This window comes from Halogeometricum sp. S3BR5-2, assembly GCF_031624635.1.
Taxonomy (GTDB): Archaea; Halobacteriota; Halobacteria; order Halobacteriales; family Haloferacaceae; genus Halogeometricum; species Halogeometricum luteum.
Window position 1 is genome coordinate 127,807 of the sequence record NZ_JAMQOQ010000005.1, and the last position, 26,877, is coordinate 154,683.

Genomic DNA, 26,877 nt, shown 5'->3' on the forward strand with positions numbered 1-26,877 from the left:
CGTACGTCGACGTAGATGACCGAGAGCGACGAGTTCGGCCTCATCGCGCCGGACGAGGCGGACACGCCGGGAGACGAGTGGGAGGAGATAGACGTCTCCGACACGGAAGCCGACCGCATCGCCCGAAAGCGCGACCGCGAGTTCGACGACTTCCGGAAGCGTCTGAAGGACGCCGACCAGTTCAAAGTCGAGCAGTCGGTGTTCGACGACGCGACGTTCGCCGCCATCTACAAACTCGTTCAGGACGGCCACGTCGAGGCGTTCGGCGGCCCCATCTCGACGGGTAAGGAGGCGAACGTCTACGAGGCCCTCGGCCCCGACGACACCGACGTCGCGATCAAAATCTATCGGATAAACGCCTCGAACTTCCGCCACATGCGCGACTACCTCGAGGGCGACCCGCGCTTCGAGGGCATCGGCAACGACAAGAAGCGCGTCGTCCTCGCGTGGACGCAGAAGGAGTTCGCCAACCTCTCGCGCGCCCGCCGGGCCGGCGTTCGGGTACCGGAACCCATCGCCGTCGAGCGCAACGTCCTCGTGATGGAACTCGTGGGGTTGGTCGAAGACCGGGCGCGCAGACTCGCGGAGGTGAACGTCGAAAACCCCGAAACGGCCTACCAAGTCGTCCGCGAGTACATGCGACGGCTCTACTCCGCCGGCCTCGTCCACGGCGACCTCTCGGAGTACAACATGATCATCCACGACGGCGAACTCGTCGTCATCGACCTCGGGCAGGCCGTCACCGTCCACCACCCGAACGCCGACGAGTTCCTGCGACGGGACTGCCGCAACGTGGCGAAGTTCTTCTCGCGGCAGGGCACCGACACCTCCTCCGCCGACCTGTACGAGTTCGTCACCGACGCGGAGGCGGACCCGACGGGCGACCCCGAAGTCGAGGGCCGCGAGGCCGGCGGGGGGAACTGACTCGGAACCACTACGACGCCACGAGACGCGCCCGCACGGCCCGAACCGACGGAAAAACTCTTAAACCGCTTCGTCGGATAGCGAGGGGTATGCAACACGTGAAGGTCCCGCAGGACCGTATCGGCGTCCTCATCGGCGAGGGCGGCGAGACGATGCGCGAGATAGAGCGTCGGGCCGAGGTTCGTCTGGATATCGACTCCGAAACCGGCGCCGTCGCCATCGACGAAGTCGGGGACCCCGTCGCGGGGATGCTCGCGCCCGACATCGTCCGCGCGGTCGGTCGCGGGTTCACGCCCGAAGCGGCGCTCTCGCTTCTCGACGACGACATGCGGACGTTCGAACTCATCGACTTACAGCAGCACACACGAAACAAGAACGACCTCCAGCGACAGAAAGGCCGACTCATCGGCGAGAACGGCCGGACGCGCGAACTGATGGAGGAACTGTCGGGCGCGGAAGTCGTCATCCGCGGCACGACGCTCGGCATCATCGGCCAACCCGAGGAGGTGGAGGCCGTCCGCCGCGCCACGGGAATGCTCCTCGACGGCGCGCCGCACGGCGCCGTCTACTCGTTCCTCGAACGCAAACACAACGAACTGACGCGAGACTTCGACGTTCAGCCCTCGGACTAACCCGTCGACCGACGGGGTCCGACGACGACCTTCTGCCGTCCCCCGTTCTGCCCCTTTTAGACTCCCGGCCGGGCCTCGAAAATAGTATATATAGGCATGTTTTCGTGCCACGTCCTATCATGCAAATAGCGGCCCCGTACCCCGGTTTTGTCGAGCGCGGTGAGAAACTTTTTTATAGAATCGCAAACAACCAATCGGCTGAATATGTCTCAGCGAATGCAGCAGGGACAGCCCATGATCATCCTGGGCGACGACTCCCAGCGCACACAGGGGAAGGACGCGCAATCGATGAACATCTCGGCCGGCAAGGCCGTGGCCGAGTCCGTCCGGACCACGCTGGGTCCGAAGGGTATGGACAAGATGCTGGTCGACAACTCCGGCGAGGTCGTCGTCACGAACGACGGCGTGACGATCCTCAAGGAGATGGACATCGACCACCCGGCGGCGAACATGATCGTCGAAGTCTCCGAGACCCAGGAGGACGAGGTCGGAGACGGCACGACGACCGCCGTCGTCATCGCCGGCGAACTGCTCGACCAGGCCGAGGAACTCATCGAGCAGGACGTCCACGCGACCACCATCGCGCAGGGCTTCCGCCAGGCCGCCGAGAAGGCCAAGGAAGTACTCGAGAACGAGGCCATCGACGTATCGAAGGACGACCGCGAAACGCTCGTCAAAATCGCCTCGACGGCGATGACGGGTAAGGGCGCGGAGTCCGCGAAGGACCTCCTCGCCGAACTCGTCGTGGACGCCGTGCTGGCCGTCGCCGACGAGGACGGCGTCGACACGGACAACGTCTCCATCGAGAAGGTCGTCGGCGGCTCCATCGACAACTCCGAACTCGTCGAGGGCGTCATCGTCGACAAGGAGCGCGTCGACGAGAACATGCCCTACATGGTCGAGGACGCCAACGTCGCGCTGTTCGACGGCGCCCTCGAAGTCCGCGAGACGGAAATCGACGCCGAAGTCAACGTCACCGACCCCGACCAGCTTCAGCAGTTCCTCGACCAGGAGGAAAAACAGCTGAAGGAGATGGTCGACAAGCTCGTCGACGTCGGCACCGACGTCGTCTTCGTCGGTGACGGCATCGACGACATGGCCCAGCACTACCTCGCTCAGGAGGGTATCCTGGCGGTTCGCCGCGCGAAGTCCTCCGACCTCAAGCGTCTCGCCCGCTCGACGGGCGCCAGCGTCGTCGGTTCGCTGGACGACATCGAAGAGGAGGACCTCGGCTTCGCCGGCTCCGTCGGTCAGAAGGACATCGGCGGCGACGAGCGCATCTTCGTCGAGGACGTCGACGACGCCAAGTCCGTCACGCTCATCCTGCGCGGCGGCACCGACCACGTCGTCGACGAACTCGAGCGCGCAATCGTGGACGCCCTCGGCGTCGTCAAGACGACGCTCGACGACGGGACGGTCCTGCCGGGCGGCGGCGCCCCCGAGACGGAGCTCTCCCTGCAGCTCCGCGAGTTCGCCGACTCCGTCGGCGGCCGCGAGCAGCTCGCCGTCGAGGCGTTCGCCGAGGCGCTGGACGTCATCCCGCGCACGCTCGCCGAGAACGCCGGTCTCGACCCCATCGACTCGCTGGTCGACCTGCGCGCCCGCCACGACGGCGGCGAGTTCGGCGCCGGTCTCGACGCCTACACGGGCGAGGTCATCGACATGGAGGAGGAGGGCGTCGTCGAACCCCTCCGCGTGAAGACGCAGGCCATCGAGTCCGCCACCGAGGCGGCCGTGATGATCCTCCGCATCGACGACGTCATCGCCGCGGGCGACCTCTCCGGCGGTCAGGTCGGCGACGACGACGGCGACGACGAGATGCCGCCCGGCGGCGGCGGAATGGGCGGCGGCATGGGCGGTATGGGCGGCATGGGCGGCATGGGCGGAGCGATGTAAGCTCCCGCAGTACACGCCTTACACCACCCACCCCAGACAAGCCTCGAATCGTCGCGCAACCGTCGGCCGCAGGCCGAACGAATCCGATTTCTTTCGACACGGACCCGGGAGCGGCGCGTCACGTCGTCGTGAGGCGGAGCAACGTACAACACGGTCGCGCCCGTAGCGGCCGCTATGGGTGACCGCGCCTGCTACCGCGAGTTCTGTCCCGACTGCGACGCGCAGGTGACGATAGTCGACGAGGAGTGTCCCGAGTGCGGGCGGGAGTTGGAGATTCGATAGCCACGAGACGCGTCGACCCGATTCTTCGGCCGATGCTACTGGCCGTAATTATTATTCAGTTATCGATTGATTGTTTGTGGCGTTCCAATGACTAGAACTCGTCGGGCGGTCGTCAGAGGTGTCGGAATCGCCGCGCTCGCCGGTCTCGCCGGATGTTCGGGAAACAGCGGAAGCGGCGGCGAAACGACGAGCGAGGCCGGGACGGGAACCGGAACGGAGACGGCGTCGTCGGGCGGAGGCGAATCCGTCGAGGGGAGCGTCAGGTCCTCTTCGACTCCCTTGGAGATAACCGAGCAGACGTACTTCGAGCAGGAGAACGTCGTCGGAGTCTCCGGGTCCGTCGAGAACACCGGCGATTCGACGTACAGCCTCGTGAAGGTGCATCTCTCGCCGATGGAAGACGACGACCCTCGCGGGAAGTTCTTCGCGACGACGGAGACGCAGAACGTCGACCAGTTGGGTCCGGGCGAGACGTGGAACTTCGTGGTCGCGTTCGACAAGTCGTCGATAGAGTCGTTCAACCAGTACGAAGTGTGGGTGACCGGCCTGCAGCAGAGCGAGACGGGCAACGGGACGGGCACGGCGAGCGGCGGCACGGAAACCGCAGCCTCGTTTGAGTAGCGGAGAACCCTCGGACGGTTTCGAAGCCCCCGACGCTCCGCCCGGCAGAAAATGAGAGAAGAGCGCGACGGGACCTCCGCGAACGAAGTGAGCGGAGGGTCGTCGCGCGAGCGACCGAAGGGAGCGAGCGCGACGGGATTCGAACCCGCGACCATCGGATGTCTTCCCCCAGCAGAATCCTGCGTGGGGATAGAAGTCCGACGCTCTGTCCGACTGAGCTACGCGCCCTCGTCCGGACTAATCAGCCGACCGTTCAAAAGCCATGCGGGTTCCGTCCGCGTCAGCCGTGGAAGCGGTACAGCGACGTGACGAACGGCAGGCGGTTGAGCATCCAGTAGGCGACGGGCAGGCCGACGACCGTTATGGCCAGGAACGCCGCCAGATTGGCCCAAAAGAAACTGAGCCACCAGCCGACGAGGACGAAGTAGACGGCGCGGACGAGGAGCGAGCGCTGGCCGCGCGCGGATTCGGGCGCCGACAGCGACCGCGGTTCCTTCAGCGTCAGGACGGTCGGGACGAGATTTATCACCTTGATGCCGATGGGGAGGAGAATCACGGTGGCGTTCAGCGCCCACGCGGCGTTGATGACGACGGGCGTCGCCCACCAGCCGACGAGCAGGAACCACAGCGCGCGGACCAGCAGGGAGCGTTCGTTCATACGAAGAGAGAGTCGCTCGGAGGAGAAATGGTCGTCGGAAAATCGTCTGCGGGAAAGAGTCGGCGGTCGAACCGCGAGCGACCGGAGGGAGCGAGCGGCTCTTTTTTGGTCCAGCTTTTTGCAACGAGTGGTGCGCCGAAGGCGCACCCGAGTCAGCAAAAAGGTGGAGCGGCAGCCCTAAGTCCGACAGACGAGAAGCGAGCGACGATGAAGGTCATCGGAACCGTCGGGCTCCCCGGAAGCGGAAAGGGGGAGGCCGCGTCGGTCGCCCGCGAGGCGGGGGTCCCCGTCGTGACCATGGGCGACGTGATTCGCTCGGAGTGCCGGGAACGAGGGCTCGAACCCGCCGAGCATCACGGCGAGATAGCGACGGCACTCCGCGAGGAGGAGGGCCCGGCCGCCATCGCCGAGCGCTCGCTACCGCTCGTCGAGGTGGAACTCGAATCGAGTGACGTGGTGCTCGTCGACGGCCTCCGGTCGGAGCACGAACTCGACCGGTTCCGCGAGGCGTTCGGCGAGGCGTTCGTCCTCGTGAGCGTCGAGGCGCCGTTCGAGGTCCGCGCCGAACGCCTCTCGGACCGCGGCCGCGACGACAGCGACGTGGACCGCGAGGCCCTGCGCGACCGCGAGGAGCGCGAACTCGGCTTCGGCATGGGCGAGGTGATGGACCGCGCTGACGTCGTCGTCGACAACACCGAGTCGCTCGAACGGTTCCGCGAGCGAATCCGCGCAGTTCTCGGGGAGGATGATGGCGAGTCCAACGCCGCCGAATCGAACGGCGACGGAGCCGAGACCGAACCCGAAGCGGGGGGTCGGACGTGATCTACAGCGCCCACGCGCGAATCGTCGTCCCGGTGCGCGACACCGAGGTGACGGACCGCGTCGAGGACGCCGTGCGCAACATCTTCCCGAACGTGGAGTTCGAGCGAGAGGCGGGACAGATAGTCGGCGAGACGCACTCGCTCGAACAGTTCTCCGAGAAACTGCACGAGCAGGCTATCCTCGACACGGCCCGGCGGGAGTTCACCAAGCGGGGCGACGAGTCGGGGTTCTCCTTCGCGCTGAAGAAGCAGGCGGCGTTCAAGGGCGTCGTCAACTTCTCGGTCGGCAACCCCGACGAACTGGGCGACATCGAGGTGCACGTCACCGTCGAGAACCCGAGCGTCGACGAGTTCGTCGACCACCTCGCGCCGCCGACGGAGGACGGCAAGCCCGTCCGGTCCGAGGACCGAGAGTAACGGGGCGAGCGACTCGGTTCACTCCGACTCGTCGCGTTCGGCGTACGAGCGGATCAGCCCGCACTCCGGACAGACGTACGCGGTCGGTTCGAGTTTCTCTTTCAGACCGAGTCCGCCGAGGAGCCCCTTCTTCCGTTCGTTCGTCACGAGTTGGAGAGAGAATCCCTCGGCGGTCTGTATCCTCATCGCCTCCATCGTCACGCCGCAGTCGGGGCACCGTCGAATCTCTGTCACGGGTCGGATACGAGCGATGCGGGGATATATTCGTCCGGTCAGGGCGCCAGCAGGACGACCAGTGCGACGCCGATGAAGACGACTTTCAGCGCGGTGTTGACGGCGACGACCTTCGACCCGAAGCGCGCCCCCCAGATGCCGTACTGGAACGGGATGGAGCGCTTGAACGTCGAGACGGCGAAGGAGACGATGCCGCCGACGAGCATCGTCGCCACCGCGGTCCGCGGGGTGAACGCCTCGCCGACGAGGGGCGCGATGGTCGCCGCGCCGACGGTGGTGTCGAAGGCGAACACGGCGATGACCGGCACCGCCGCGCCGGGCAAGCCGAGCAGCGTCGTGAGCGGTTCGGCGGCGGCGGTGAACTCGCGGAGGTTCACCGTCTCCACGAGGAGGGTGACGAGGAGGTAGACGACGGCCAGACGCGGGATGAGGCGAGTCAGTTTCGGCCACGTCTTCTCGGCCGCCTCGCGGACGACGCCGCGAGTCGTCTCCGGGCCGTCGTCGAAGGCGGCCGCGCCGCCGTCCGTCTCCGCGGCGTCCGTCGACTCTGCGACGCTCGTATCGCCCGAATCGGGGGCGGACGACGAACGGACGCTCCCCTCGGAGAGCAATACCGCCCCGGCGAGGACGCCGGTGAGCGTGATAGCCAGCGAGATGGCCGCGCGCGCCCCGACGTACAAGAGGCCGACGCGGAGACCGAGGATGGGAATCAGCACGGGCGCGTAGAAGGTGAAGATGTGCTGGACGAAGCCGAAGAACGTGTTTATCGTGACGGCGACGAGCGTGGCGGTGTCGTCTAATCGCCCGGACTCGCGGAACTCCGCGAGCATGCCGTAGCCTGCGGTCGGAGAGGCAGCGGTTGTGAGGATGGCCGTTCCCACCTCGTCCGGGAGGTTGGCGGGCCGGGTGAGGTACTTCGAGAGGCCCGCGACGTACCGGACGAGGCCGAATCCGACGGCGAGGTTGGCGACGAAGACGCCGACGGCGACGAGAACCGCGATGCGGGCGACGCGTGGCGCTACCTCGACGGCGACGGGCCAGAGTTCGGCCGAGAGGTCGGCGAAGGCGTCGGCGGACTGCACGGGTGACGGTAGGGAACGCCGGGCCTAATCGGCGTCGGTCGGCCTCAGACGGCGGACGGCGAGGACGGGGAAACGGGCAAATCATAGAGAGAACGGAACTACCAACGGCGGCGAATCTGTCAAGGTATTTCCACCCCGGCCGCGCTACGGGGAGTATGGCCAGTCAATCGACTGCCGCCTCCGAGTCCTCGCTGCTGAGCCTTCCATCGAACAACCTCGCGTACATCGGCGTCGTCGCCACTCTCGTCTCCGCGCTCATCCACCTGTACCTCGCCCCGACGGTGATGGGCTTCGACCCGACGACGGGCGTCCTGTTCTACCTGAACGCGCTGGGGTGGCTCGTCGGCGTCGCCCTGTTTTTCACCCGCTACTGGCGGCGCTCGCTCCACCTCGTCGCCGCCGGCTACGCCGTCCTGACTATCGTCGCCTACTTCGCCATGGGCGGGCCGACGAACCCGATGGCAATCGCCTCGAAAGTCGCCGAAGCGGTCGTCGCCCTCGTCGCCGGCTACCTCTACGCGTCGGCGTAGCCGGCGGACGCGGCACCGCTACAGGGCGTCGACGACGTTCAGATAGCCGGATCCGTAGTAGGCCTTGTCGTAGCCCTCGGGCACCTCCGCGGCCCGCTTGAGCGCCGACTCCACCCGCGCCGGGCCGAACTCGGGATTGTTCGCCTTCACCAGCGCGGCGGCCCCGGAGACGTTCGGCGCCGCCATCGAGGTGCCCGCGGCCCAGTCCCACCCGTAGGTGGGGCCGCCGATTATCTCGCCGTCCTCGTCGCGTTCGAACGTCGCCACGGTGCTGAGAACCAAGTCACGGTACCAGGGGACGTCGGTGTCCGTGGCCGACTGGTCGGCGTCGCCGCCGGGCGCCGCGAGGTCGACCGCGTTCGTGCCGTAGTTCGTGTAGAACGCCGGACTCTGGTACGGTTCCCGCCTTCCTTCCGCGCCCCACTTGAACCCGACGGGACCGGTCGCGGCGACGCTGAGACCCTGCGCGCCCTCGTTCGGCAGGCTGAGCCACCGTTTGTCGTGTTGCAGGTCGGCGCCGTTGTTCCCGGCGGACATCACGACCAGCGTCCCCTCCCGCTTGGCGTGCGTCAGAGTGCGGTTGAGGAGTCGCCCGTAGAATTGCCCGAACCGCCCGTCGTCCACGTAGTCGCTTCGCGGCGAGTACGCGCCGAGGCTCACGTTCGTCACGTCCGAGTCCACCTCGACGCTGTGGAGAAGAGCGGAGAGGACCACCGAGAAGGGCGCTCCTCCCCCGTGCGAGAAGACGCGGCAGTCGACCAACTCGGCGCCGGGAGCGGTGCCGACGACGCCGAGGTCGTTCGTGTCCGTCGCGGCGACGATGCCGGAGACGTGCGTGCCGTGGTAGCCGCCGTACGGAGCGCCGACGCCGAGGCCGTCGCCGCTGAAGTTCTCCGAGAGGTCGAGGTTCACGCCGTCCAAGTCGGGGTGGTCCGCCGCGATACCGGAGTCGACGACGGAGACGCGGACGCCCTCGCCGCGCGTCACGTCCTGCGCCTCCGGCACGTCGAGGTCCTGTTTGTCCCACTGGAGGTCGTAGAGCGGTTCGTCCCGCGCCTCGGCCGCTCCCCGTGACGAGGGCGTCTCCGTCCCGACGGCCGGGCGCGTCGGTTCCAGCGTCGGGTCCGGCGCGTAGGCCGTGGACTGCCTTTTCGCCTCCCGTTCCGAACCGCTGACCGCGACGTATTCGAGCGCCGGGAGTTCCTTCTCGACGGTCAACCCCCCGAGTCCGGCGTTAGACTTCGGCTTCAGCAGGAACCGACCGGCGTCCGCCGCCGCGGTCGGAACGCTCCCCACCGCGAGTCCGGCGAAGAGCGAACCGCCGACTTTGAGCGCGCTGCGCCTGTCGAATTTCCCCGCATCCATCTCTTGTGACACGTTATCACGTGATTATTCCACATCTAATAAACCCTAAGATAGATGATTTGTCGAGATAGTATATCTTCGAATACAGACGGAACGAACTACACGAACACCTGCACCGACGCGAACAGCACCAGCACTCCGAGCACGTCGCAGGAGTTCGTCACCAGCGGGATGACCACGTCGTCGGGGTCGAGTTCGAACCGGTAGGCCGCGTACGTCGCCGCCAGCGTGACGGCGACGGCGAGGACGGCGAGGACGACGCCCGAGGCGAGCGATACCGTGAGGACGGTCTGAACCGGAAGCGCCGTCCCCCCGACCAGCGAGGTGAGGAGCCACGCGCCCGCGCCGACGACGGGAAAGACGGTGACGGAGAGGGCGACGGTGGCGAGGGCGTTGCCCGCCAGTTCCTCGTCCGTCGGGTCGAACGAGAGCGTCCCGAGGTGGAACGCGGTGGAGAGCCGCGCCGCGAGGATGCTTCCCAGGTTCCCGGCGGTGCCGATGGTGACCGGGACGAGAGCGAGGAGCGTCGGGTATCGATACAGTTGGGACTCGAAGCTCCCGAGGACGAGTCCGCTGCCGAGTTCCACGAGCGTGAGCGCCAGGAGGACGGGGAGCATCGCCCGCGTGATGTCGCGGACGGTCCACTCGGTCGGCACTCAGAGCACCCCCACGACGGCGAGCACGGTGCGGACGGCGACGAGGAGGAAGAGGACGCCGAACACGTCGCCCGTCGTCGTCACGATGGGGCCGACGAGCGTGTCGGGGTTACGCCCGCGGCGGTAGCCCGCGAAGACGACGCTGACGACGACGGCGATGAGGACGACCCCCGACATGAGGCCTGCGAGGACGGCGATGCCGACGAGGACGCCGACGGGCGCGACCTCCGCTCCGAGCGCCGTGAGGACGAGGAAGGCCGCGACGGCGGCGAACGTGGAGGCGAGGAGGCCGTTTCCGAGCGCCGCGGCGGCGGCGGCGCGCAGGCGACGGTCCCCGGCGGTGACGCGCGGTTCGATGAGCCCCTGGTGGAGGGCGGTGGCGATGCGGGCGCCGAGCGACCCGTAGACGTTCCCCCGCGTGGCGAGGAGGGCGGGGACGAGGACGAGCAGTCCGGGTACCTCCCGGAGTTCCGCGCGCATGCCCGTGAGGACGACGCCGGCGATGAGCCCCCCGACGAGGCTCGCGACGAGGGCCGGGAGGGCTTCGCGGTACGCCTCCACGGCCGCGTCGCGGATGGTCATACAGGGGGCGACGAGCGCAGGGCTAAAAAGTCGGACGTGTCACGGCGTGCCGAAGTCGCCGGTGCGCGGCGGCCGCCCCGAGGGCGTTTCCCCCGCACCCCCCGCCGTCTAGCCGGTCCGAACAGTTTCGGACGGTTTCACGCTAAGCGACGGCTAACGCGAGCGTTTCAACTGAAAGCGTCACAAGCGCCTTACCGCCGACGCGCCAGTCACCTAGCCACGCGAAGTCAGCTATCGCGGGCGGCGGGACCCGGGCCACGGAGATGCGGAACGTCCCGTCGACCCCGCGAGTCGCCACCCTCACCGCGCACCCCGAGAGATGAACCCACGCACAGTCGCAACCGTCCTCGTCGTTCTGTCCTGTATCGCATCGGTCGGCGTCGCCTCGACGACGCTCAAAACCTCGCTGTCGACGAACCCCGACGAAGTGGTCAATCTCGACTACGACACCGTCCCCATCAGCCCCGACACCGCGGGCGACCTCAAACGCGCGATGACCGGGCAAGGGCCCGAGGCGGCCGCACAACGGCCGGCTGACGGCGACGGCGAGGCGCAACCGCGCGTCGGCGCGGCCGAGGAGGAGCGGCAGTCGCAATCGCAATCGCAGTCCCAGTCCCAGTCACAATCACAATCGCAGTCCCAGTCGCAGTCCGACGACTCGCAGGTCACTAAACCGATGCAGGACTGGCTCGACGTGGTGATGGACTTCCTGCGGACGTTCCTCCCACTGTTCGTCGCATTGGCGGCCCTGCTCGGCGTCGCAGTGCTGCTGGCGCGGTACGGCGACGGGTTCGTCCGACGGCTGGACGACGCCGACCCGCGGGAACCGGCCGGCGCGCCCGAACTCGAACCGCGGAACGCCGTCGAACGCGCGTGGGTGTCCGTCCTCGCGGCGGCCGACGTGGAGGACCCCGGACGGCGGACCCCCGAGGAGTGCGCCTCCGCCGCCGTCGAGAGCGGCTTCGACCCCGAGGGCGTCCAGCGCCTCAAGCGCGTCTTCGAGGAGGTCAGATACGGCGGCCGCGAGGTGACCGACGAGCGGGTTCGACGGATGGAGGAGAGCCTCTCGCGGTTCGACGAGGCCCGGACGCCGGGGGGGCTGCGACGGTGAGCCGCGCGGGACGGCTCCTCGTCGGCGGCGTCGGCACCGCGGGGGCGGCGGGTGCGCTCGTCCTCGTCGCGCTTCCGAGCCGAACCCTCGACGACGCGGCGGCGGCGCTCGTCGCCCTCGCCGGCAACGACTACGTGCTCGCGGCCGGCGTCGCCTCGGTCGCCCTACTAGTCGTCGTCGCCGTCCTCGCCCTCCGCGGCGCCGACGGCGTGAACCGGGCGACGCCGCCCGAACCGGAGACCGTCCAGAACGCCGCGCATCCCGGCGCCGAGTTCGACCGCGCGGTCGGAGACGGCTCGCGGAACCCGGTCGGCCGCGACGGGAAGCGAGAGACCGTCCGCGAACGCGTCCGCGAGGCGGCGATTCGGTCGGTGATGTACCGCGACGGCGTCGCGCGCGAACGGGCCGCGGCGCGCGTCGACGCCGGCGACTGGACGGACGACGACGCGGCCGCCGCGTTCCTCGCCGAAAGCGAGCAACAGTCGTTGACCACCCGTCTCCTTGCCCCGTTCTCGGGGCCGGGATTCCAGCGAGGTGCCGAGCGCGCGGCGGACGAGGTGTGTCGGCTCGAAGGCGTCGCGGACGAACGAGACGGCCCCGGCGACGGGGCGAGAGCCGCGACGGACGGGGGCCGACGGTGACGACGGTCCGCCGGACTCGGCGGTGGCGCGGCGTCGTCGCCGTCGCCCTGTTCGCGACGGCCGTCGGCCTCCTCGCGAAGGACCCCGTCGTCCTCCTCCTCGGCGCCGTCGGCGCGGGCTACGCGGCGTATCCGTGGCTCACCTCGCCGCCGTCGGTCGACCTCGACCTGACGCGAACGGTCGAACCGCGCGACGCCGAGGCGGGGGAAGAGGTGGACGTGACCGTCCGCGTCCGCAACGTCGGGTCGTCGACGCTGACGGACCTCCGCCTCGTCGACGGCGTCCCGCCGATGCTCACCGTGAGCGGGGGGACGCCGCGGCACGCGGCGTTCCTGCGACCCGGCGCGACGACGGAGTTCTCCTACGCCGTCCGCGCGGAGCACGGCCGCCACCAGTTCGACCCCGCGACGGTCCTCGCCCGCGACGCGGCCGGCGCGCACGAAGTCGAGACGACCGCACACGAGAGCACCGCCGTCGAGTGCGCCGCGACGGTGCCCGAGGTGCCCCTCCGAAAGCAGACGATGCACGGAAGCGGGTCCGTCGTCACCGACGAGGGCGGCGCCGGCACCGAGTTCCACCAGACCCGCGAGTACCGCTCGGGCGACCCCCTCTCCCGCATCGACTGGCGCCGGCGGGCGAAGACGGGCGAACTCACCACCGTCGAGTTCCGCGAGGAGCGACTCGCCTCGGTCGTCCTCTGTCTCGACGCGCGCCCCTCGGCCTACCGCGCGGCCGACGAGGACGAACCGCACGCCGTCGCCGCCGGCCGCGAAGGGATGGCGCAGGTGCTGACCGCACTGGCGGACACGCGCAACCCCGTCGGCCTCGCCGCCGTCGGCCGGAAGGCCTGCTGGCTTCCGCCGCGGACCGGAAGCGACCACCTCGCGGAGGCCCGCCGCCGGATGGGGAGCCACCCGGCCTTTTCGACGGTCCCGCCCGCGCCGGACGCCGACTGGGGCGCAGACGGCCAGTTGGAACAGTTGCGACGGCGCCTCGACCCGGGGACGCAGGTGGTGTTGTTCTCCCCCCTCGCCGACGAGGCGGTGACAACGTTCGCCCTCGAACTGGAGCGGCGCGGTACCGCCGTCACCGTCGTCTCGCCCGACCCGACGACGACGCGGACGCGGGGTGGACGGCTGGCGACGGTCGAACGCGACGAGCGCATCCGCCGCCTGCGGGGCGCCGAAATCAGCGTCGTCGACTGGGACCCCGCGGATCCGCTCGGTCCGGAACTCGTCCGGGCGCGGGAGGGGTTCGCGTGAGCGGACGAACCGGTCGGAGGACGAACGGGGAGACGGGGAGCAAAAGCGAGTCGACGGTCCGGCGACACGTCGCGCACCCGACGCGTCCCGGCGGCGCCCTCGCCCTCCTCGCCGCCGTCGCCGTCGTCGGCGCCGTCACGAGCGACGCGACCGGCGGGACGGGCGGAGGACTCCTCGGCGGCGTTCCCGTCGCCGGCCTCGCCCTCTCGCTCCTCGGCGTCGCGGGCCTCGTCGCCGCCGCCGGCGTCCGCCGGCGGGGTCACCCCCTCCTCGGCGGACTGCTGCTGCTGGCGGGCGCTGGCGTCGGCGTCGCGGGCGTCGCCGCCGCGACGACGGGCGGTGAAGCGCTCCCGGCGCGACTCGTTGCCGGCGCGGGCGTCCTCGGCGTCGGCCTCGTCGGCGCGGGCGTCGCCCCCCTCCGGTCGAATCGGGCGGGCGCGCTCGTGACCGTCGGCGCCGCCGCCCTCACCGTCGCCGTCGTCCTCGCCGGCCTCCTGACGGAGGCGGGCGCGACGCCGCTGCTCGCCGCGATGGTCGCCGCCGTCGTCGCGTGGGACGCCGGGGAGCGCGCCGTCTCCTTGGGCGAACAGGTCGGCGTCGCGGCCCGGACGTGGCCCGTCGAAGTCGGCCGCACCGCCGCCACCGCGGGCTACGGCGCCCTCGTCGTCGCCGCGACGCTCGGCGTCCGCGGGATGGGCGTCACCGACGTCCCCCTCCTCGGCCTGCTGTTGCTCCTGTGCGCGGCCGTCGCGTCGCTGGTGGCGCTGTCGAACTGAGGCGAAGGGATGGGTAGGTCCGGCCACGGGTCCCGGAAGTACCGTTCTCGACGCCGTTCCGGGAAAGTGGAGTCCCGGGACCGCTTAGTCCGGCCCGAAGGGAACTGAGACGAAATTCCTCCCTATCGGCTCGCCGTTGTTGCCTTTAGAATCCCGCTTAACCGAGGGGGAGGACACCGGAACGTAATGACGGCCGGAACGATTCGAGAGCAGTTCAACGTCACCAACACGCGCGAAGTGGCACTCGTCAGCGGCGCCCACGCGACAAACGAGCTATTCAGCCTCGCGCTCCCCCCGATTCTTCCGCTTCTCATCTCCGAGTTCGGTCTCTCGTACACTCGCGCTGGGTTGCTCGTGACCGTCTTCTTCTCCATGTACGCGATACTACAGCTCCCCGTCGGAGCAGTCGCCGACCGCCTAGGGCAGACCCGCCTGATCGCGGTCGGGATAGCCGTGATGGGTGCCGGGATGGCGCTTGCCAGCGTCGCCCCGTCGTATCCGGTACTGCTCGGAGGGGTCGCGCTCTCCGGCGTCGGTGGAAGCAGCTACCACCCCGCGGGGATGTCCCTCATCAGCGACGTGGAGGTCGCCGAGACCGAGGGGAAGGCGATGGGAGTTCACGAACTGGCCGGGATGGTCGGGAACATGCTCTCCCCGGTCGTCATCGGTGGTCTGGCGGTCGTGACCGACTGGCGACTCGCGCTGGGCGCCACCGCCGGAATCGGCATCCTGTACGCGGGCGCGTTCGCTCTTCTGATGGCTCCGGCTTCGTCGGAGGACGCGCCGGCGACGACCGCTCCGTCGTCGCCGTCCGCTCCGTCGTCGCCGTCCGGTGCCGACGGCCGACGAGGAATCAAGCGGGTCGTCGTCGACGCCTGGGCGGTGACGCGGATTCCGCTCGCGTGGTGGGTTCTCGGGCTCTTTCTGGCGAAGCTGCTGTTCACCCTCCAGTCGTACGGAGTCCGGACGTACTTCACGTCGTACGTCGTTGCCCGCACGGGTCTGTCGGCCGGCGTCGCCAACGGGATGTTCTTCGTGTTCCTCGCCGGAAGCGCACTCTCGACGGTCGGGTTCGGGGCGCTGGCCGACCGGTTCGACCGACTCGACCTGCTGACCGCCGCGTTTCTCGGGTCCGGCGGCCTCATAGCGGCGACCGCCTTCGTTCCGGCGTCCGTGGTGGTGCTGGTCGGGTGGTTCTTCCTGCTGGGCGTTGCCGTCTACGCGTCGCTGCCGGTGGTGAACACGCTGGCCTCGAAGTACTCCGAGCGGGAGTTCAGCGGGAGCCTGTTCGGCGTCGTCCAGACCGCCTCGGGATTGGGCGGCGCGGTCGGTCCGGTGCTGTTCGGAGCGCTCGCATCCCGAGTCGGCGTTCGGTCCATGTTCCCCCTGATAGCCGTCGTCTGCTTCGTCGGCGGCCTCGGATTTCTGGCCACGAACCGGTACTCGCAGGAGTCACGTTCCACCGCTTAACGGTGAACGGGCCGGAACGAACCCCGGTTCTGCGAGACGGCCCCTCAGGCCCGTCGGCGCACGTCCACCGAGGGCACCGTGAGGTCGTCGAGGATGTCGTCGATAACGTCCCGCGAGTCCACCTGCCCGACGCGCGCGTCCGGCGTCAGGAGCAGTCTGTGCGCCAACACGGGCTTCGCGACGGCGTTCACGTCGTCCGGCGTCACGAACTCCCGGCCCTGAATCGCCGCGAGGGCGCGCGATGCCTCGAACAGTCGCTGGGTGGCGCGCGGCGAGACGCCCTCGCGGACGCGGCGGTCCTCGCGCGTCGCGCGGGCCACGCTCACGAGGTACTGCCGCACGTCGGGTTCGACGTGCACCCGTTCGGGGGCGTTTCGAATGTCGGTCGCCGTGCGCCCGTCGCAGACGCGCGAGGCGGACGGCGACTGCTGGTGACGCTCGGCGCGCCGGTCGATGAGTTCGAGTTCGCCCGCCTCGTCCGGGAATCCCAGGCTGGTCTTCACGACGAAGCGGTCCTTCTGCGCCTCGGGCAACTCGAACGTCCCCTCCTGTTCGACGGGGTTCTGCGTGGCGATGACGAAGAACGGGTCCGGCAGGGCGTGGGTGTCGCCGTCGACGGTGACCTGTCCCTCCTCCATCGCTTCGAGGAGAGCGGCCTGCGTCTTCGGCGAGGCGCGGTTTATCTCGTCGGCCAACACGACGTTGGCGAACAGCGGCCCCTCCTGGAACTCGAACTCGCGGGTCCGCTCGTTGAACACGTGCGTGCCCGTCACGTCCGAGGGGAGCAGGTCGGGCGTGAACTGCACGCGCGAGACGGAGAGGCCGAGAGCGGTGGCGAACGACCGCGCGGTGAGCGTCTTGCCCGTCCCGGGGACGTCCTCCAAGAGGACGTGCCCCCGCGAGAGGTAGCCGAGCAGTATCGACCGCAGAACCGCGCGGTCGGCGACGACGGCGCGGGACACCTCGTCGAGGATGTCCCGGCAGGTGGTGGCGCAGTCTCCGACGTTCATGTGCGGGGGTGTGCGGGAACCACCATTAGTAGATAGAACGTAATCTGATACGTTTTCGGCGCCGAGCGTCCGGTCGTCTGCGCCGCGGAGACGACGCCGAGTGCGGTTTAATCCCGACCTATCCGCCGGTCTCGACTCGATAGCTGTCAGTCCGGTTCGATATCGTCCGGCGCGCGGACCGGGCGGTGCGCGAGACGCGAATCGGAGAGGCGAGATGAAGCGAAGGGACGAGACGGAGCGGAGAGGATGAAGAGAGACGAATAGAGCGTCGGTCGGCGGCCGAATCAGTCGCCGAACGGACCCATCCCGCCGAGTCCGCCGCCGCCACCGCCGCCGCCCTGGTTCTGGAGCTTCTTCATCATCCGCTGCATGTCGCCGTCGCCCATGCCCTGGAACTGCTTTATCGTGCGCTCCATCATTTTGTGCTGTTCGAGCAGTTCCTGCACCAACTCCTCGCCCTTGCCGGACCCGCGGGCGATGCGGCGGACGCGCGAGGCGCCGACGATGCGGGGGTTCTCCAACTCCTCTTCGGTCATCGAGTCCATGATGACGTCGAACGAGCGCATCCGGTCCTGCGTCACGTCCATCGCGTCGTCCGGGAGTTGGTCTTTGAAGCCGCCGCCGAGGCCCGGAATCATGTCCAGCACCTGGTCGAGCGGCCCCATCTTGTTCATCGCCTCCATCTGCTTCTGCATGTCCTTGAGGGTGAACGACCCCTTCATGATGTCCTCGGGGTCCCAGTCGTCCTCGCCCTCCTGAGTCTCCTGCATCGCGCGCTCGACCCGTTCGGACAACTGCTTCAGGTCGCCCATGCCGAGCAGCCGGGAGATGAAGCCGTTCGGCTCGAAGCGCTCGATGTCCTGCACCGTCTCGCCGGTGCCGAGGAAGCCGATGGAGGAGTCCGTCTCGTTGACGGCCGTGAGGGCACCTCCGCCCTTCGCCGTCCCGTCCAGTTTGGTGATGACGACGCCGTCGATGCCGATGGAGTCGTCGAACTGCCGGGCCTGGTCTTTCGCCCCCTGCCCGATGGCCGCGTCGAGGACGAGCATGGAGCGGTCGGGGTTCACCTGCCGCTCTATCTCCTCTATCTCGTCGATGAGAGCGTCTTCGAGGGCGTGCCGGCCCGCGGTGTCGACGATGTGGATGTCGGCGTCCTCGGTGGCCTCCATCCCCTCGCGGGCGATTTTGACGGGGTCCTCCTCGTCGGGGTCGCCGTAGAACTCCACCTCGGCCCGCTCGCACATCTGCTTGGCCTGGTCGTACGCGCCCGGTCGGAACGTGTCCGTCTGGATGACGGCCGGACGGAGACCCTTCGTGGAGAACCACCACGCCATCTTGGCGGCGGTCGTCGTCTTCCCCGACCCCTGCAGACCCGCCAGGAGGATGGTCTGCGGTTCCAGCGGGATGTCCGTCGACTCGCCGATGAGTTCGACGAGTTCCTCGTAGACGATTTTGAGGACGTGGTCGCGCGCGGACGTGCCGCCCGGCGGTTCCTCGTGCAGCGCGCGGTCTTCGATGGACGAGGAGAGCTCCATCACGAGGCTCACGTCGACGTCCGCCGAGAGGAGCGACCGCTGAATCTCTCGGACGATTTCGTCGACGTCGTCCTCGTCGAGCCGGGACTTCCCCTGCAGCTTGTCGAGGCTGCCGCGGAGGGAACTCCCGAGATTGTCGAGTACCATTGCTCCACTCTACGCCGCCGCCCGTGTAAAGGCTTTATCCGTTGCTCTCGGAGGCGTCTCCGCCGACGTCGGACGACGGTTCGCGGCGAGCCCAAACGCTATCACCCGACCGCCCGAGGTCCGGAGTGATGACCAAAATCCTCGTTCTCGACGACCCGGCGCACGGCATCCCTTCGACGGAGTACGCGGCGGCGCTTCGCGAGCGATTGCCCGACGCGACGGTCGTCCATCCCGACACGTCGGAGGGTCGAGCGGAGGAAGCCGTCGACGCCGAGGTGATTACCGGCGGCTCCCTCCCGGACGAACTGCTCGAAGCGGCCGAGGACCTTCGCCTGTTCGCCGCCCAGTCGGCCGGCACCGACCACCTGCCCGTCGACCGACTCCGCGAACGCGGCGTCGCGGTGACGAACGCCTCGGGCGTCCACGGCCCCAACATCGCGGAACACGTCCTCGGGTGGCTCCTGATGCTCGCGCGGCGACTGGACGAGGGGATTCGCCGGCAGCGACGACGCGAGTGGCGGCACTTTCAGGCGTTCGGCGAACTGAAGGGGTCGACGGTCACGGTGGTCGGACTCGGGGCCATCGGGGAGTCGATAGTCGAGCGGTTGGACCCGTTCGACGTCGACACCGTCGGCGCGCGCTACACGCCCGAGAAGGGCGGCCCCACCGACGAGGTGGTCGGCTTCGACGAGTTGGAGTCGGTGCTCGGGCGGACGGACTACCTCGTCCTCGCCTGTCCCCTGACCGACGCGACGGAGAAGCTGATAGGCGCCGATGCGCTGGACGCGCTTCCGAACGACGCGGCCGTCGTGAACGTCGGCCGCGGCGGCGTCGTCGACACCGACGCGCTCGTCGGCGCGATTCGCCGCAACCACGTCCGCGCGGCGGCGCTGGACGTGACCGACCCGGAACCGCTGCCGCGGGACCACCCCCTGTGGGACTTCGAGAACGTCCTCCTCACGCCGCACGTCTCGGGGCACACGCCCCACTACTTCACGCGACTCGCCGACATCCTCGCCGAGAACGTCGACCGCGCGGCGGAGACGGGCGAGTGGGACGACCTGAAGAACCAAGTGTCGCGCTGACGGGGAGCTTTTAGTCGCCGGGGCGACACCGCTCGGCGATGACCGCGCTGCTCGCCGGCCTGACGCTGACGACGTTCCTCGCGTTCTGCGGGGCCGCCGTCGCCCTCATCCTCACCCCGGGTCCGGACACGATGTACGTCCTCGCCCGCGGGATGCAGGGCCGCGGCGTCGGCGTCCGTTCGGCGCTCGGCATCTCGACGGGCGTGCTCGTCCACACCGCGGCCGCGGCGTTCGGCCTCGCCGCCCTCCTCCGCGCCGCGCCGACGGCCTATCGGGTGGTGAAGTACCTCGGCGCCCTCTACCTCGTCTACCTCGGGATTTCGGCCATCAGGGACGACGAGTTCGACCCGACAGTCGACGCCGACACCGAGGGGAGTTTCCGCCGGGGCGTGTTCGTCAACGCCCTCAACCCGAAGGTGGCGCTCTTTTTCCTCTCCTTGCTCCCCGGCTTCGCGGGGACCGGTTCCGGTGCGGACGCGCGGATGCTGCTGCTCGGCGCGACGTACGCCGGCCTGACCGCCGTCTACCTCTCTGTCGTCGCCCTCGGGTCGGGGCGAATCGGCCGCGCGCTGGAGTCCTCGCGCTTCTCGTCGGGGTTGAACTGGCTCGGCGGCGGCGTGATGGTGGCGCTCGGCGTCGGCGTCGCCGTCGAGTGAGAGGCCGTCTGGAGTGGAAACGGAGGGGTTCGAACAGGAGCGAGAATAGGGCCGTTCGAGTGGAAACCGAGGGGTCGGCGGCTACTCCTCGTCGCCGAGGAGGCGGTCGACCATCAGTTCGGGGTCGAACCGCTCGATGTCGTCGTACCCCTGCCCGACGCCGAGGAAGAGGATGGGTTTGCCCGTGACGTAGGCGATGGAGATGGCCGCGCCGCCGTTGGAGTCGGCGTCGGCCTTCGTCAGGATGGCGCCGTCTATCTCGGCGGCGTCGTTGAACTGCTTCGAACGCTCGACGGCGTCCTGCCCGGCGACGGCCTCGTCGACGAACAGCGTCATGTCCGGGGAGACGACGCGGTCTATCTTCTCCAACTGGGCCATCAGGTCGTTGGAGGTGTGCAGGCGGCCGGCCGTGTCGCCGAGGACGACGTCGATGTCGTGGGCCTTCGCGTACTCGACGGCGTCGTAGATGACCGCCGCCGGGTCGCCGCCCTGTTCGTGCGTGATGAGTTTCGTGTCGAGGTTCTCGGCGTGCTTGCGAATCTGCTCGTTCGCCCCCGCGCGGTAGGTGTCGCCGTTGGCGATGACGACGGAGAGCCCCTGGTTCTCGAAGTAGCGGGCCATCTTTGCGATACTCGTCGTCTTCCCGACGCCGTTGACGCCGGTGAACGTGAGCGTGACGGGCTTGTCCGCCTCGGCAATTCGCTGGTCGAAGTCGAACTGACCGATGCTGATGACGTCGTACAGGGCGTCGTGGAGCGATTCGTGAACGAGTTGGCCCATCGTCTGGACCTGCCGGCGCGACTCGCCGATCATCTTGTCGCGGATGGTCTCCAGAATCTCCTCGGCGACGTGCATCTCCACGTCGCTCTCCAGGAGCGCCATCTCCAGTTCCCAGAGGGGGTCTTCGAGGTCCTCCTCCTCGATGATGACCTTCCCCGTGGCGAACGCCGCGGCGCGCTTGAGTCGGCCGGCGCCGTCCTTCTTCTCGCCCGCTTGGAGCGCCTCGTTCGCGGCGTCCGAGGCAAGACGCTCGCGCGGCGGCGCCTCCTCAGAATCGGCGTCCGCGTCCGCGGGCGCTTCCTCGACGCGTTCGTCGGCGGGGTCGACCGTTTCGGCCTCCGCCGGCGACGCGGCCGCGTCGACGTTCGAGCCTTCGTTCGCGTCTGCATCCGCATCCGCGTCCGTCGGGACGGCCCCCGCACCGTCGTCGGCCGCCGGCGTCGCCTCGGACGCGGCCGTCGCGTCGCCGTCGGGGGTCTCCGAGGGCGTCTCCGGGTCCTCCTCGGGCGTCCGAGCGTCGGCGTCGGCCGTCGGTTCGGGAGTCGTCTCGCCCGATATCCCCGCCCCGGTGTCGTCCGTCGGCGTTCCGGCCGTCGCCGCGCCGGATTCGGTCTCGCCGTCGGCGGGCGACGGCGCGTCCGCGTCGGTCGGTCCGGACTCGGCGTCGGTGTCGACCGTCTCGGCGTCCGCGTCGGCGCTCGGGTCGGCGTCCGCGAGAGCGTCCTCGGACGTCTCGGCGCCGGCGGCGGAATCGACGTCGGCCGGCGTCTCGGCCGCGCCGGGTTCGGTCTCGCCGGCGGTCCCGGCCTCGGCTTCAGCCTCGGCGTCGGCTTCCGCCTCCGCTTCGGCCTTCTCCTCGGCGGTGTCCTCGACGTCTTCGCGGAAACTGTTGAGCTTCTTTTTCAGTCCGTCGAACATAGTGAGTGAAAGCTGGTCGGAGCGGCGTTACTCGCCGTCTTCGTCGCCCTGCATCTGCTGCATCTGCTGCATCTGCTGTTGCTGCATCTGCTGTTGCATCTGCTGGGCCTGCTGTTCGAGTTCGGAGCTCTCGTCTTCGAGGTCCTCTATCTCGCCGCGCACCTCGGCGATGCGCTCGTCGAGGGAGTCCTGCTTCACGCGCAGGGCCTCGATGGCGTCGTTCTGCTCCTGCTCGGCCGCGTAGTCGCCGCCGAGGTCGACGATGACCTCGTCGATGTCCTGCACTTCCGCGCGGAGGTAGGCGCCGCCGCCGAGGGGCACCTGCACCGTCGACCCCGACTCCAGCGTCTCGATGGCCTCGACGGCCTCGTCTATCTCCTCTTTCTCCTGTTCGAGGTCAGCGACGTCGGTTTCGAGCTCCTCGATCTCCTCGTCGATGGCCTGAAGCTCCTGGGAGAGCTGCTGAAGCTGCTGTTGTCCGCCGCCGCCCATCATTCCGCCGACACCTCCGAAATCTCGATCTGGGTGCGCTTGAGTCCGTGCTGGCTCCCGATGTTCGAGTAGACGTGGTCGCGGGCGACGTTCTCGTTCGGCGCGTCGACGACTGTCTCGAACTTGCTGTGGCCGTCCCGGCTCTGGAACTGGCCGCTCACCGTGAATTGGCTCATACCCGCATCCTCGGCCCGCGAGCGGGAAGTATCTTCCTACTCGGAGGGAACGCACCCTCGGGTGGGGCGTCGAACCGAGCGGCGGCGCTGGCGAGAAAGGGAGCCGAGAGAAGGGAGAGTCGGGCGTCGGAAGCGAACGGCGGTCGTCAGTCGAGGTAGCCGAGCGTCTCCTCGATGCGGCCGAGTTCCGGCCCGGTCGTCTCCTCGCCGACGACGTAGCCGGTCTCGGTGGCGACCAGTCCGGAGCCGACGAGCGGCGCGCCGTAGTTGACGGTGCCGATGTCGGCGCGCACGTCGAGGAGCTCTTCGAGCGCCTCTAGCTCGGGTTCGCGGGATTTGGGGTGACAGAGCACCCCCTCGTTCGTCGCCACGGCGGCGGTGCCGACCGTCCGGACGTCCGCGAGGTCGCCGCGTTCGGCGGGCACGTCGAGGGCGTCCTCGACGGCGGCCACCGCCTCGTCGGAGAAGTCCGGGTGGACGTACGCACCCGCGTCGTTCGCTAAGACCACGTTCCCGGCGGCGTTGATGCGGCCGGGAAGCTCCGAGACGGGGACGCCGGCGGCGTCCTCGATGGTCTCCTTCTCTCGCTCGGTCGCGCGCGCGGAGACGAGGACGCCGTTGGCGTTGCCCGTCGCGAGGGCGCCGACGGTCCCCGACCCGCCGACGGTGGTCTTCACCGCGGGCACGCCGAGTTCGTCCGCTATCGGGTCGACGACGTCGTCCTCGGCGTCGGGGCGGACCAACAGCACGTCGTCGGTCGCGCAGGCGAAGACGCCGACGTACGCCGAGCCAGCGAAGGAGGTGCGGAGCACGCTATTCGGCCGGCTCGGCCTCGACAACTCGCTCGCCGTCCTCGTCGAATCGAGCGGCGCGGACGCGCAGTTTGCTCGGGGGCTGCTGTCGGCCCGTCGCCCACACCGTCTCGTTGACGGCGGGGTCGAGGCGGACCTCCTCGGTGTCGACCGAGAAGTGCTTCGCGAGGTGCTCGCGGATGATCTTCATCGCGCGGCCCGCACGCTCGTGCGCGGGAACGGCTCTCACGTCTCGGAGCGGGACCGTGATGACGCGCTCCTCGAAGTCGCTTGCGCTCATGGCTTACTCGTCCGTGTCGCTCCGCCGCCAGTTGCGGCGCTTCGGGTTGCGCGTGACTTCCATGTCGGTCTTCATCATGACCCACGCGGGAACGCGGCTGTTCTGACGCTCCAGTTTGGCCAGTCGCTTCTTCTTGGCCTTGGATTTCTTGCTCATGGTGTCCGGAACTACCCTCGGCCCGCATAAAATCTTGTTCCTTCGGTTCCGCCGGTGCGAGGGTGCCTCACGGCCGCCACGCCTCCCGAGTCGTACGAGCCGGTACCGGGTCCCCGGCGGACCGCGGCGGAACCGAGCCATTCAGAACGGCCGACCGCGTCCGAGAAGAGAGATGCGCCACCGGACTTCCTTCGTCTTCGTTCTCCTCGCGGCCGTCTGGGGCACCGCCTTCGTCGCCACGGACGTGGGTCTCGACGCCCTGCCGCCCGCCCTGTTCGCCGCCGTCCGCTTCGACGCGGCCGCCGCCCTCCTCTTCGGACTCGCACTCCTCCGCGGTGACCGCCTCCGGCCCGCCTCGCGGGCGGAGTGGCTCCCCGTCCTCACCGGCGGCGCCCTCTGCATCGGCGCCCACCACGCCCTCCTGTTCTCCGGGCAGGTGCACGTCGACGGCGCCGTCGCGGCCGTCCTCCTCGGTCTCATCCCCGTCGTCACGCCGGCGCTCACCCGCCTGACCGACGCCGCGGAACGCCTCTCGCCCATCGGGGCGGCCGGCGTCCTCCTCGGATTCGCCGGCGTCGTCGTCATCGCCGACCCCGACCCGGCGAACCTCCTGTCCTCGAACTTCCTCGGCGTCGGCCTCGTCCTCGCATCGGCCGTCGCGTTCGCCCTCGGCGCGGTGCTCACGCACGACTCGCGCTCGGACCTCCCGTTCGTCTCGACGCAGGCGTGGATGATGCTCGTCGGCGCCGCCCTCCTGCACGCGACGAGCGCCGCCCTCCCGCGGGAGTCGTTCGCGGCCGCCGAGTGGACGCCGAGCGCCGTCGCCGCCTTGCTCTACCTCGCCGTCGTCGCCGGGGCGGGCGGGTTCGTGCTGTACTTCTGGCTGCTCGACCGCGTCGGACCGGTCGAAGTGAGCCTCCTGGAGTACGTCATCCCCGTCTTCGCCGCCGTCGCCGGGTGGGGGTTGCGGGGAACGGCGCTCGACGCGACGACGGTCGCCGGGTTCGCCGTCATCTTCGTCGGCTTCCTGCTCGTCAAGCGCGCGGACGTCCGGCGAGCGCTCGGACGGTACGGGCGTGTCGGCGGCGACGCGACGACGCCGCGCGACGCGGATTGAACGGACCGGTGCGGTCCGGCGGCCGGCCCGTGGACGGACGGACGGTCGCGGCGGTCGGAAGTGTTTACGAGCCGAGGTACGACCGGACGGCATGAACGACGGCACGACAGCCGGGAGCCTGCCGAACGGGGTGGCGTGGACACTGGGAAGCGTTTCGGTCGCGCTCGGGGTCACCGTCTCCGAGTGGTACGGAGCGGGTGCCGTCGGTTCCGTCGTCGCGACGCTCGTCCTGATGTCGGTTCTGGCGCTCGGCTACGAACGAATCGTCGAGTGAAGCGGACGGCGAGGCGGATCAGAGCGCGAAGCGTCGGAGGGTCTCGTATCGCGGGCCGCCGTCGGTCAGCACGCTCTCTTTGAGGCGCACTTCGCGCACCGGGAACGTCCCCACGTCGGGGTCCTCCTCGCGGACGACCCGTTGGACGCGCTCTTTGCCGCGGGCGTCGTCCATCCGAGCGAGCGTCACGTGCGGCGTGAACTCGCGGTCCTCCGAGCCGAAGCCACGGGCGGCTGTTTCGCGGTCGACGGCCTCCGCGAGCGCCGTCATCTCCGCCGCGCCGGCGCCGTCGCGGACGCCGGCCCAGACGACGCTGATGTACTCCAAGGAGGGAAAGACGCCGAACCCGCCGACGGTGGCGTCGAACGCCTCGACGCCCGAGTCCTCGATGGCGGCCTCGACGGCCGCCTCGACGTCGTGGAGGCGGTCCTCGTCCGTCTCCCCGAGGAACTTCAGCGTGACGTGGACCTGCTCGGGGGCGACGAACCGGAGCCCCTCGGCGCCGGCGAACCGCTGTTGCGCCGACGCGACGGCCTCCGTGAGCGAGTCGGGCAGGTCGATACTGAGGAACAGGCGCATGGGAGTGGAGAGGGTCCGACGACGGTTGAACGTTCGGCCGGCAGGCGCCGGCGGGGCCGACTTCGGACGACGGCCGGGGCGGAGACGCGACGGACGCTCGACGGCCGCGTGACGCAGTTCTTAACCGTCTCGACCCCCAAACGCGCCGCATGGCAGAAGACGGCGAGCGAGACAGACCCCACCGCTTCTCCGAGGGACAGGGGTTCAGCGAGGACTACGAGGAGTTCACGCTCGACCCGCCGGAACTGAACGTCGACCCGGCGAAGGTCGACCCGGTCGACACCCGGGTCATCGCCGACGAACTCGACGAACGGAACATCGCGAAGGACGAAGTCGACGTCGAGCAACTCGTCGACGTCGGCCTCTCGTACATGCAGATAAACCGCTTCGAGGAGGCCACCGAGACGTTCGAGCGGGCCGCGCAGTTCGCCGAGGAGGACTCCCTCGAAGCGCAGGAAGCGTGGGTGAACAAGGGCGCCGCGCACGCCGAGTTAGAGGAGTACGACGAGGCCATCGGCTCCTACCGCGAGGCGCTCCGCATCGACGACGACTCCGAGCACGCCGCCTCCGCGGAGACGAACCTCGCCTACGCCCTCTGGCAGTTCGGCGAGACCGAGGAGGCCCTCGAGCACGCCGAACGCGCCGTCGAGATAGACCCCCGCTTCGGGCAGGCGTGGTACAACCGCGGCTTCTTCCTGCGGGAACGCGGTCTGAACGAGGACGCCGTCAACGCCTTCGACAACGCGATTCGACTGGGGATGCGCACCGCCGACGTGCTGGAAGAGAAGGTCCGCGCGCTGGAGGACCTCGGCCGCGACGACGAGGCCGAACAGGTCCAACAGCAGGCCGACGAACTCCGGGAGCAACGCGAACAGGAACTCATCGAGGACCGGTGACGGG

Annotated in this window: 32 protein-coding genes and 1 tRNA gene; 17 read left to right on the top strand and 16 right to left on the bottom strand. The window is 69.0% G+C overall.

Annotation, left to right across the window (positions count from 1 at the left end):
• Positions 1 to 15 precede the first annotated feature (15 nt).
• The 4 genes from rio1 (at position 16) to NDI79_RS17305 (ending at position 4,355) form a co-directional block, all read left to right on the top strand.
• Complete coding sequence (gene rio1 / locus NDI79_RS17290) at positions 16 to 924, top strand: serine/threonine-protein kinase Rio1 (protein WP_310929891.1); 909 nt, start codon at positions 16 to 18, stop codon at positions 922 to 924.
• An 89-nt stretch (positions 925 to 1,013) separates the two neighbouring features.
• Positions 1,014 to 1,556, top strand: a complete 543-nt coding sequence (locus tag NDI79_RS17295; RefSeq protein WP_310929893.1) for a KH domain-containing protein — start codon at positions 1,014 to 1,016, stop codon at positions 1,554 to 1,556.
• A gap of 234 nt (positions 1,557 to 1,790) precedes the next feature.
• A complete protein-coding gene (thsA, locus tag NDI79_RS17300) occupies positions 1,791 to 3,452 on the top strand; it encodes a thermosome subunit alpha (RefSeq protein ID WP_310930209.1) in 1,662 nt (553 codons plus the stop codon).
• A gap of 369 nt (positions 3,453 to 3,821) precedes the next feature.
• A complete protein-coding gene (locus tag NDI79_RS17305) occupies positions 3,822 to 4,355 on the top strand; it encodes an FxLYD domain-containing protein (RefSeq protein WP_310929894.1) in 534 nt (177 codons plus the stop codon).
• Positions 4,356 to 4,479: 124 nt separating this feature from the next.
• Here NDI79_RS17305 and NDI79_RS17310 read toward each other — a convergent pair.
• Together NDI79_RS17310 and NDI79_RS17315 are read right to left on the bottom strand one after the other, a co-directional pair.
• Positions 4,480 to 4,583 (bottom strand) — tRNA-Arg (locus NDI79_RS17310).
• 52 nt (positions 4,584 to 4,635) lie between these two features.
• Positions 4,636 to 5,013: a YccF domain-containing protein gene (locus NDI79_RS17315; RefSeq protein ID WP_310929896.1), complete on the bottom strand. Its 378-nt coding sequence runs from the start codon at positions 5,011 to 5,013 to the stop codon at positions 4,636 to 4,638.
• A 207-nt stretch (positions 5,014 to 5,220) separates the two neighbouring features.
• Between NDI79_RS17315 and NDI79_RS17320 the strand changes: the two genes are divergently transcribed.
• Together NDI79_RS17320 and NDI79_RS17325 are read left to right on the top strand one after the other, a co-directional pair.
• Positions 5,221 to 5,835, top strand: coding sequence for an AAA family ATPase (locus NDI79_RS17320; RefSeq protein ID WP_310929898.1), 615 nt, complete (start codon positions 5,221 to 5,223; stop codon positions 5,833 to 5,835).
• Positions 5,832 to 6,251 (top strand): RNA-binding domain-containing protein, encoded by a 420-nt coding sequence (locus NDI79_RS17325; protein ID WP_310929900.1) that lies wholly within the window; start codon positions 5,832 to 5,834, stop codon positions 6,249 to 6,251. Before NDI79_RS17320 ends, NDI79_RS17325 begins: the two co-directional genes overlap by 4 nt.
• Before the next feature lie 18 nt (positions 6,252 to 6,269).
• Here the strand turns inward: NDI79_RS17325 and NDI79_RS17330 are convergent, their stop codons facing one another.
• Both NDI79_RS17330 and NDI79_RS17335 read right to left on the bottom strand, forming a co-directional pair.
• Positions 6,270 to 6,485 carry a hypothetical protein gene (locus NDI79_RS17330; RefSeq protein WP_310929901.1) on the bottom strand — a complete coding sequence of 72 codons (216 nt, stop codon included), beginning with the start codon at positions 6,483 to 6,485 and terminating at the stop codon, positions 6,270 to 6,272.
• A 38-nt stretch (positions 6,486 to 6,523) separates the two neighbouring features.
• Positions 6,524 to 7,567: a nucleoside recognition protein gene (locus NDI79_RS17335; protein WP_310929902.1), complete on the bottom strand. Its 1,044-nt coding sequence runs from the start codon at positions 7,565 to 7,567 to the stop codon at positions 6,524 to 6,526.
• Positions 7,568 to 7,722: 155 nt separating this feature from the next.
• Here NDI79_RS17335 and NDI79_RS17340 point away from each other — a divergent pair, with 155 nt between their 5' ends.
• Positions 7,723 to 8,097 carry a DUF7475 family protein gene (locus NDI79_RS17340; protein ID WP_310929903.1) on the top strand — a complete coding sequence of 125 codons (375 nt, stop codon included), beginning with the start codon at positions 7,723 to 7,725 and terminating at the stop codon, positions 8,095 to 8,097.
• An 18-nt stretch (positions 8,098 to 8,115) separates the two neighbouring features.
• Here NDI79_RS17340 and NDI79_RS17345 read toward each other — a convergent pair whose 3' ends face one another.
• The 3 genes from NDI79_RS17345 to NDI79_RS17355 all read right to left on the bottom strand — a co-directional run bounded on the left by NDI79_RS17345 (position 8,116) and on the right by NDI79_RS17355 (position 10,700).
• The gene (locus NDI79_RS17345) at positions 8,116 to 9,474 is read right to left on the bottom strand and encodes a S8 family peptidase (RefSeq protein ID WP_310929904.1); all 1,359 of its coding nucleotides are present in this window, start codon (positions 9,472 to 9,474) and stop codon (positions 8,116 to 8,118) included.
• Between the two features lie 86 nt (positions 9,475 to 9,560).
• Positions 9,561 to 10,118 carry a magnesium transporter gene (locus NDI79_RS17350; RefSeq protein ID WP_310929905.1) on the bottom strand — a complete coding sequence of 186 codons (558 nt, stop codon included), beginning with the start codon at positions 10,116 to 10,118 and terminating at the stop codon, positions 9,561 to 9,563.
• Positions 10,119 to 10,700 carry a magnesium transporter gene (locus NDI79_RS17355; protein WP_310929906.1) on the bottom strand — a complete coding sequence of 194 codons (582 nt, stop codon included), beginning with the start codon at positions 10,698 to 10,700 and terminating at the stop codon, positions 10,119 to 10,121. It lies immediately after the preceding gene.
• A gap of 319 nt (positions 10,701 to 11,019) precedes the next feature.
• On the opposite strand from NDI79_RS17355, the gene NDI79_RS17360 reads away from it, so the two are divergent.
• From NDI79_RS17360 to NDI79_RS17380, 5 genes are all read left to right on the top strand, one after another.
• Complete coding sequence (locus NDI79_RS17360) at positions 11,020 to 11,811, top strand: DUF4129 domain-containing protein (protein WP_310929907.1); 792 nt, start codon at positions 11,020 to 11,022, stop codon at positions 11,809 to 11,811.
• On the top strand, positions 11,808 to 12,452 hold the full coding sequence (locus NDI79_RS17365) for a DUF7269 family protein (protein ID WP_310929908.1): 645 nt from the start codon (positions 11,808 to 11,810) through the stop codon (positions 12,450 to 12,452). Before NDI79_RS17360 ends, NDI79_RS17365 begins: the two co-directional genes overlap by 4 nt.
• Positions 12,449 to 13,714 carry a DUF58 domain-containing protein gene (locus NDI79_RS17370; protein ID WP_310929909.1) on the top strand — a complete coding sequence of 422 codons (1,266 nt, stop codon included), beginning with the start codon at positions 12,449 to 12,451 and terminating at the stop codon, positions 13,712 to 13,714. The genes NDI79_RS17365 and NDI79_RS17370 overlap by 4 nt, the downstream gene beginning before the upstream one ends.
• On the top strand, positions 13,711 to 14,490 hold the full coding sequence (locus NDI79_RS17375; RefSeq protein ID WP_310929910.1) for a DUF7519 family protein: 780 nt from the start codon (positions 13,711 to 13,713) through the stop codon (positions 14,488 to 14,490). Before NDI79_RS17370 ends, NDI79_RS17375 begins: the two co-directional genes overlap by 4 nt.
• 186 nt (positions 14,491 to 14,676) lie before the next feature.
• Positions 14,677 to 15,960: an MFS transporter gene (locus NDI79_RS17380; protein ID WP_310929911.1), complete on the top strand. Its 1,284-nt coding sequence runs from the start codon at positions 14,677 to 14,679 to the stop codon at positions 15,958 to 15,960.
• 44 nt (positions 15,961 to 16,004) lie between these two features.
• Here the strand turns inward: NDI79_RS17380 and NDI79_RS17385 are convergent, their stop codons facing one another.
• Both NDI79_RS17385 and NDI79_RS17390 read right to left on the bottom strand, forming a co-directional pair.
• The gene (locus tag NDI79_RS17385) at positions 16,005 to 16,970 is read right to left on the bottom strand and encodes an AAA family ATPase (protein WP_310929912.1); all 966 of its coding nucleotides are present in this window, start codon (positions 16,968 to 16,970) and stop codon (positions 16,005 to 16,007) included.
• A 284-nt stretch (positions 16,971 to 17,254) separates the two neighbouring features.
• Complete coding sequence (locus tag NDI79_RS17390) at positions 17,255 to 18,652, bottom strand: signal recognition particle protein Srp54 (protein ID WP_310929914.1); 1,398 nt, start codon at positions 18,650 to 18,652, stop codon at positions 17,255 to 17,257.
• Positions 18,653 to 18,780: 128 nt separating this feature from the next.
• On the opposite strand from NDI79_RS17390, the gene NDI79_RS17395 reads away from it, so the two are divergent.
• Positions 18,781 to 19,737, top strand: a complete 957-nt coding sequence (locus tag NDI79_RS17395; protein WP_310929915.1) for a D-2-hydroxyacid dehydrogenase — start codon at positions 18,781 to 18,783, stop codon at positions 19,735 to 19,737.
• 38 nt (positions 19,738 to 19,775) lie between these two features.
• Entirely contained in the window at positions 19,776 to 20,393 is a 618-nt protein-coding gene (locus tag NDI79_RS17400) for a LysE family translocator (protein WP_310929916.1), read from the top strand.
• Between the two features lie 81 nt (positions 20,394 to 20,474).
• On the opposite strand, the gene ftsY is transcribed toward NDI79_RS17400, so the two are convergent.
• The 6 genes from ftsY to NDI79_RS17430 all read right to left on the bottom strand — a co-directional run bounded on the left by ftsY (position 20,475) and on the right by NDI79_RS17430 (position 24,007).
• Positions 20,475 to 22,091, bottom strand: a complete 1,617-nt coding sequence (gene ftsY, locus NDI79_RS17405; RefSeq protein ID WP_310929917.1) for a signal recognition particle-docking protein FtsY — start codon at positions 22,089 to 22,091, stop codon at positions 20,475 to 20,477.
• Positions 22,092 to 22,118: 27 nt separating this feature from the next.
• Positions 22,119 to 22,583: a prefoldin subunit alpha gene (gene pfdA / locus NDI79_RS17410; protein ID WP_310930210.1), complete on the bottom strand. Its 465-nt coding sequence runs from the start codon at positions 22,581 to 22,583 to the stop codon at positions 22,119 to 22,121.
• Positions 22,583 to 22,759 (bottom strand): 50S ribosomal protein L18Ae, encoded by a 177-nt coding sequence (gene rpl18a, locus NDI79_RS17415; protein ID WP_310929918.1) that lies wholly within the window; start codon positions 22,757 to 22,759, stop codon positions 22,583 to 22,585. The genes pfdA and rpl18a overlap by 1 nt, the downstream gene beginning before the upstream one ends.
• A 146-nt stretch (positions 22,760 to 22,905) precedes the next feature.
• A complete protein-coding gene (locus NDI79_RS17420) occupies positions 22,906 to 23,571 on the bottom strand; it encodes a translation initiation factor IF-6 (RefSeq protein WP_310929919.1) in 666 nt (221 codons plus the stop codon).
• A 1-nt stretch (position 23,572) separates the two neighbouring features.
• On the bottom strand, positions 23,573 to 23,851 hold the full coding sequence (locus NDI79_RS17425; protein WP_310929921.1) for a 50S ribosomal protein L31e: 279 nt from the start codon (positions 23,849 to 23,851) through the stop codon (positions 23,573 to 23,575).
• 3 nt (positions 23,852 to 23,854) lie between these two features.
• Positions 23,855 to 24,007 carry a 50S ribosomal protein L39e gene (locus NDI79_RS17430; RefSeq protein WP_006055503.1) on the bottom strand — a complete coding sequence of 51 codons (153 nt, stop codon included), beginning with the start codon at positions 24,005 to 24,007 and terminating at the stop codon, positions 23,855 to 23,857.
• Positions 24,008 to 24,179: 172 nt separating this feature from the next.
• Between NDI79_RS17430 and NDI79_RS17435 the strand changes: the two genes are divergently transcribed.
• Both NDI79_RS17435 and NDI79_RS17440 read left to right on the top strand, forming a co-directional pair.
• Entirely contained in the window at positions 24,180 to 25,124 is a 945-nt protein-coding gene (locus NDI79_RS17435; RefSeq protein WP_310929924.1) for a DMT family transporter, read from the top strand.
• Between the two features lie 91 nt (positions 25,125 to 25,215).
• Positions 25,216 to 25,398, top strand: a complete 183-nt coding sequence (locus NDI79_RS17440) for a hypothetical protein (protein ID WP_310929925.1) — start codon at positions 25,216 to 25,218, stop codon at positions 25,396 to 25,398.
• A gap of 18 nt (positions 25,399 to 25,416) precedes the next feature.
• Here NDI79_RS17440 and thpR read toward each other — a convergent pair whose 3' ends face one another.
• Positions 25,417 to 25,977 (bottom strand): RNA 2',3'-cyclic phosphodiesterase, encoded by a 561-nt coding sequence (gene thpR / locus NDI79_RS17445; protein WP_310929927.1) that lies wholly within the window; start codon positions 25,975 to 25,977, stop codon positions 25,417 to 25,419.
• A 149-nt stretch (positions 25,978 to 26,126) separates the two neighbouring features.
• Here thpR and NDI79_RS17450 point away from each other — a divergent pair, with 149 nt between their 5' ends.
• The gene (locus NDI79_RS17450) at positions 26,127 to 26,873 is read left to right on the top strand and encodes a tetratricopeptide repeat protein (protein ID WP_310929928.1); all 747 of its coding nucleotides are present in this window, start codon (positions 26,127 to 26,129) and stop codon (positions 26,871 to 26,873) included.
• Positions 26,874 to 26,877: the final 4 nt, after the last annotated feature.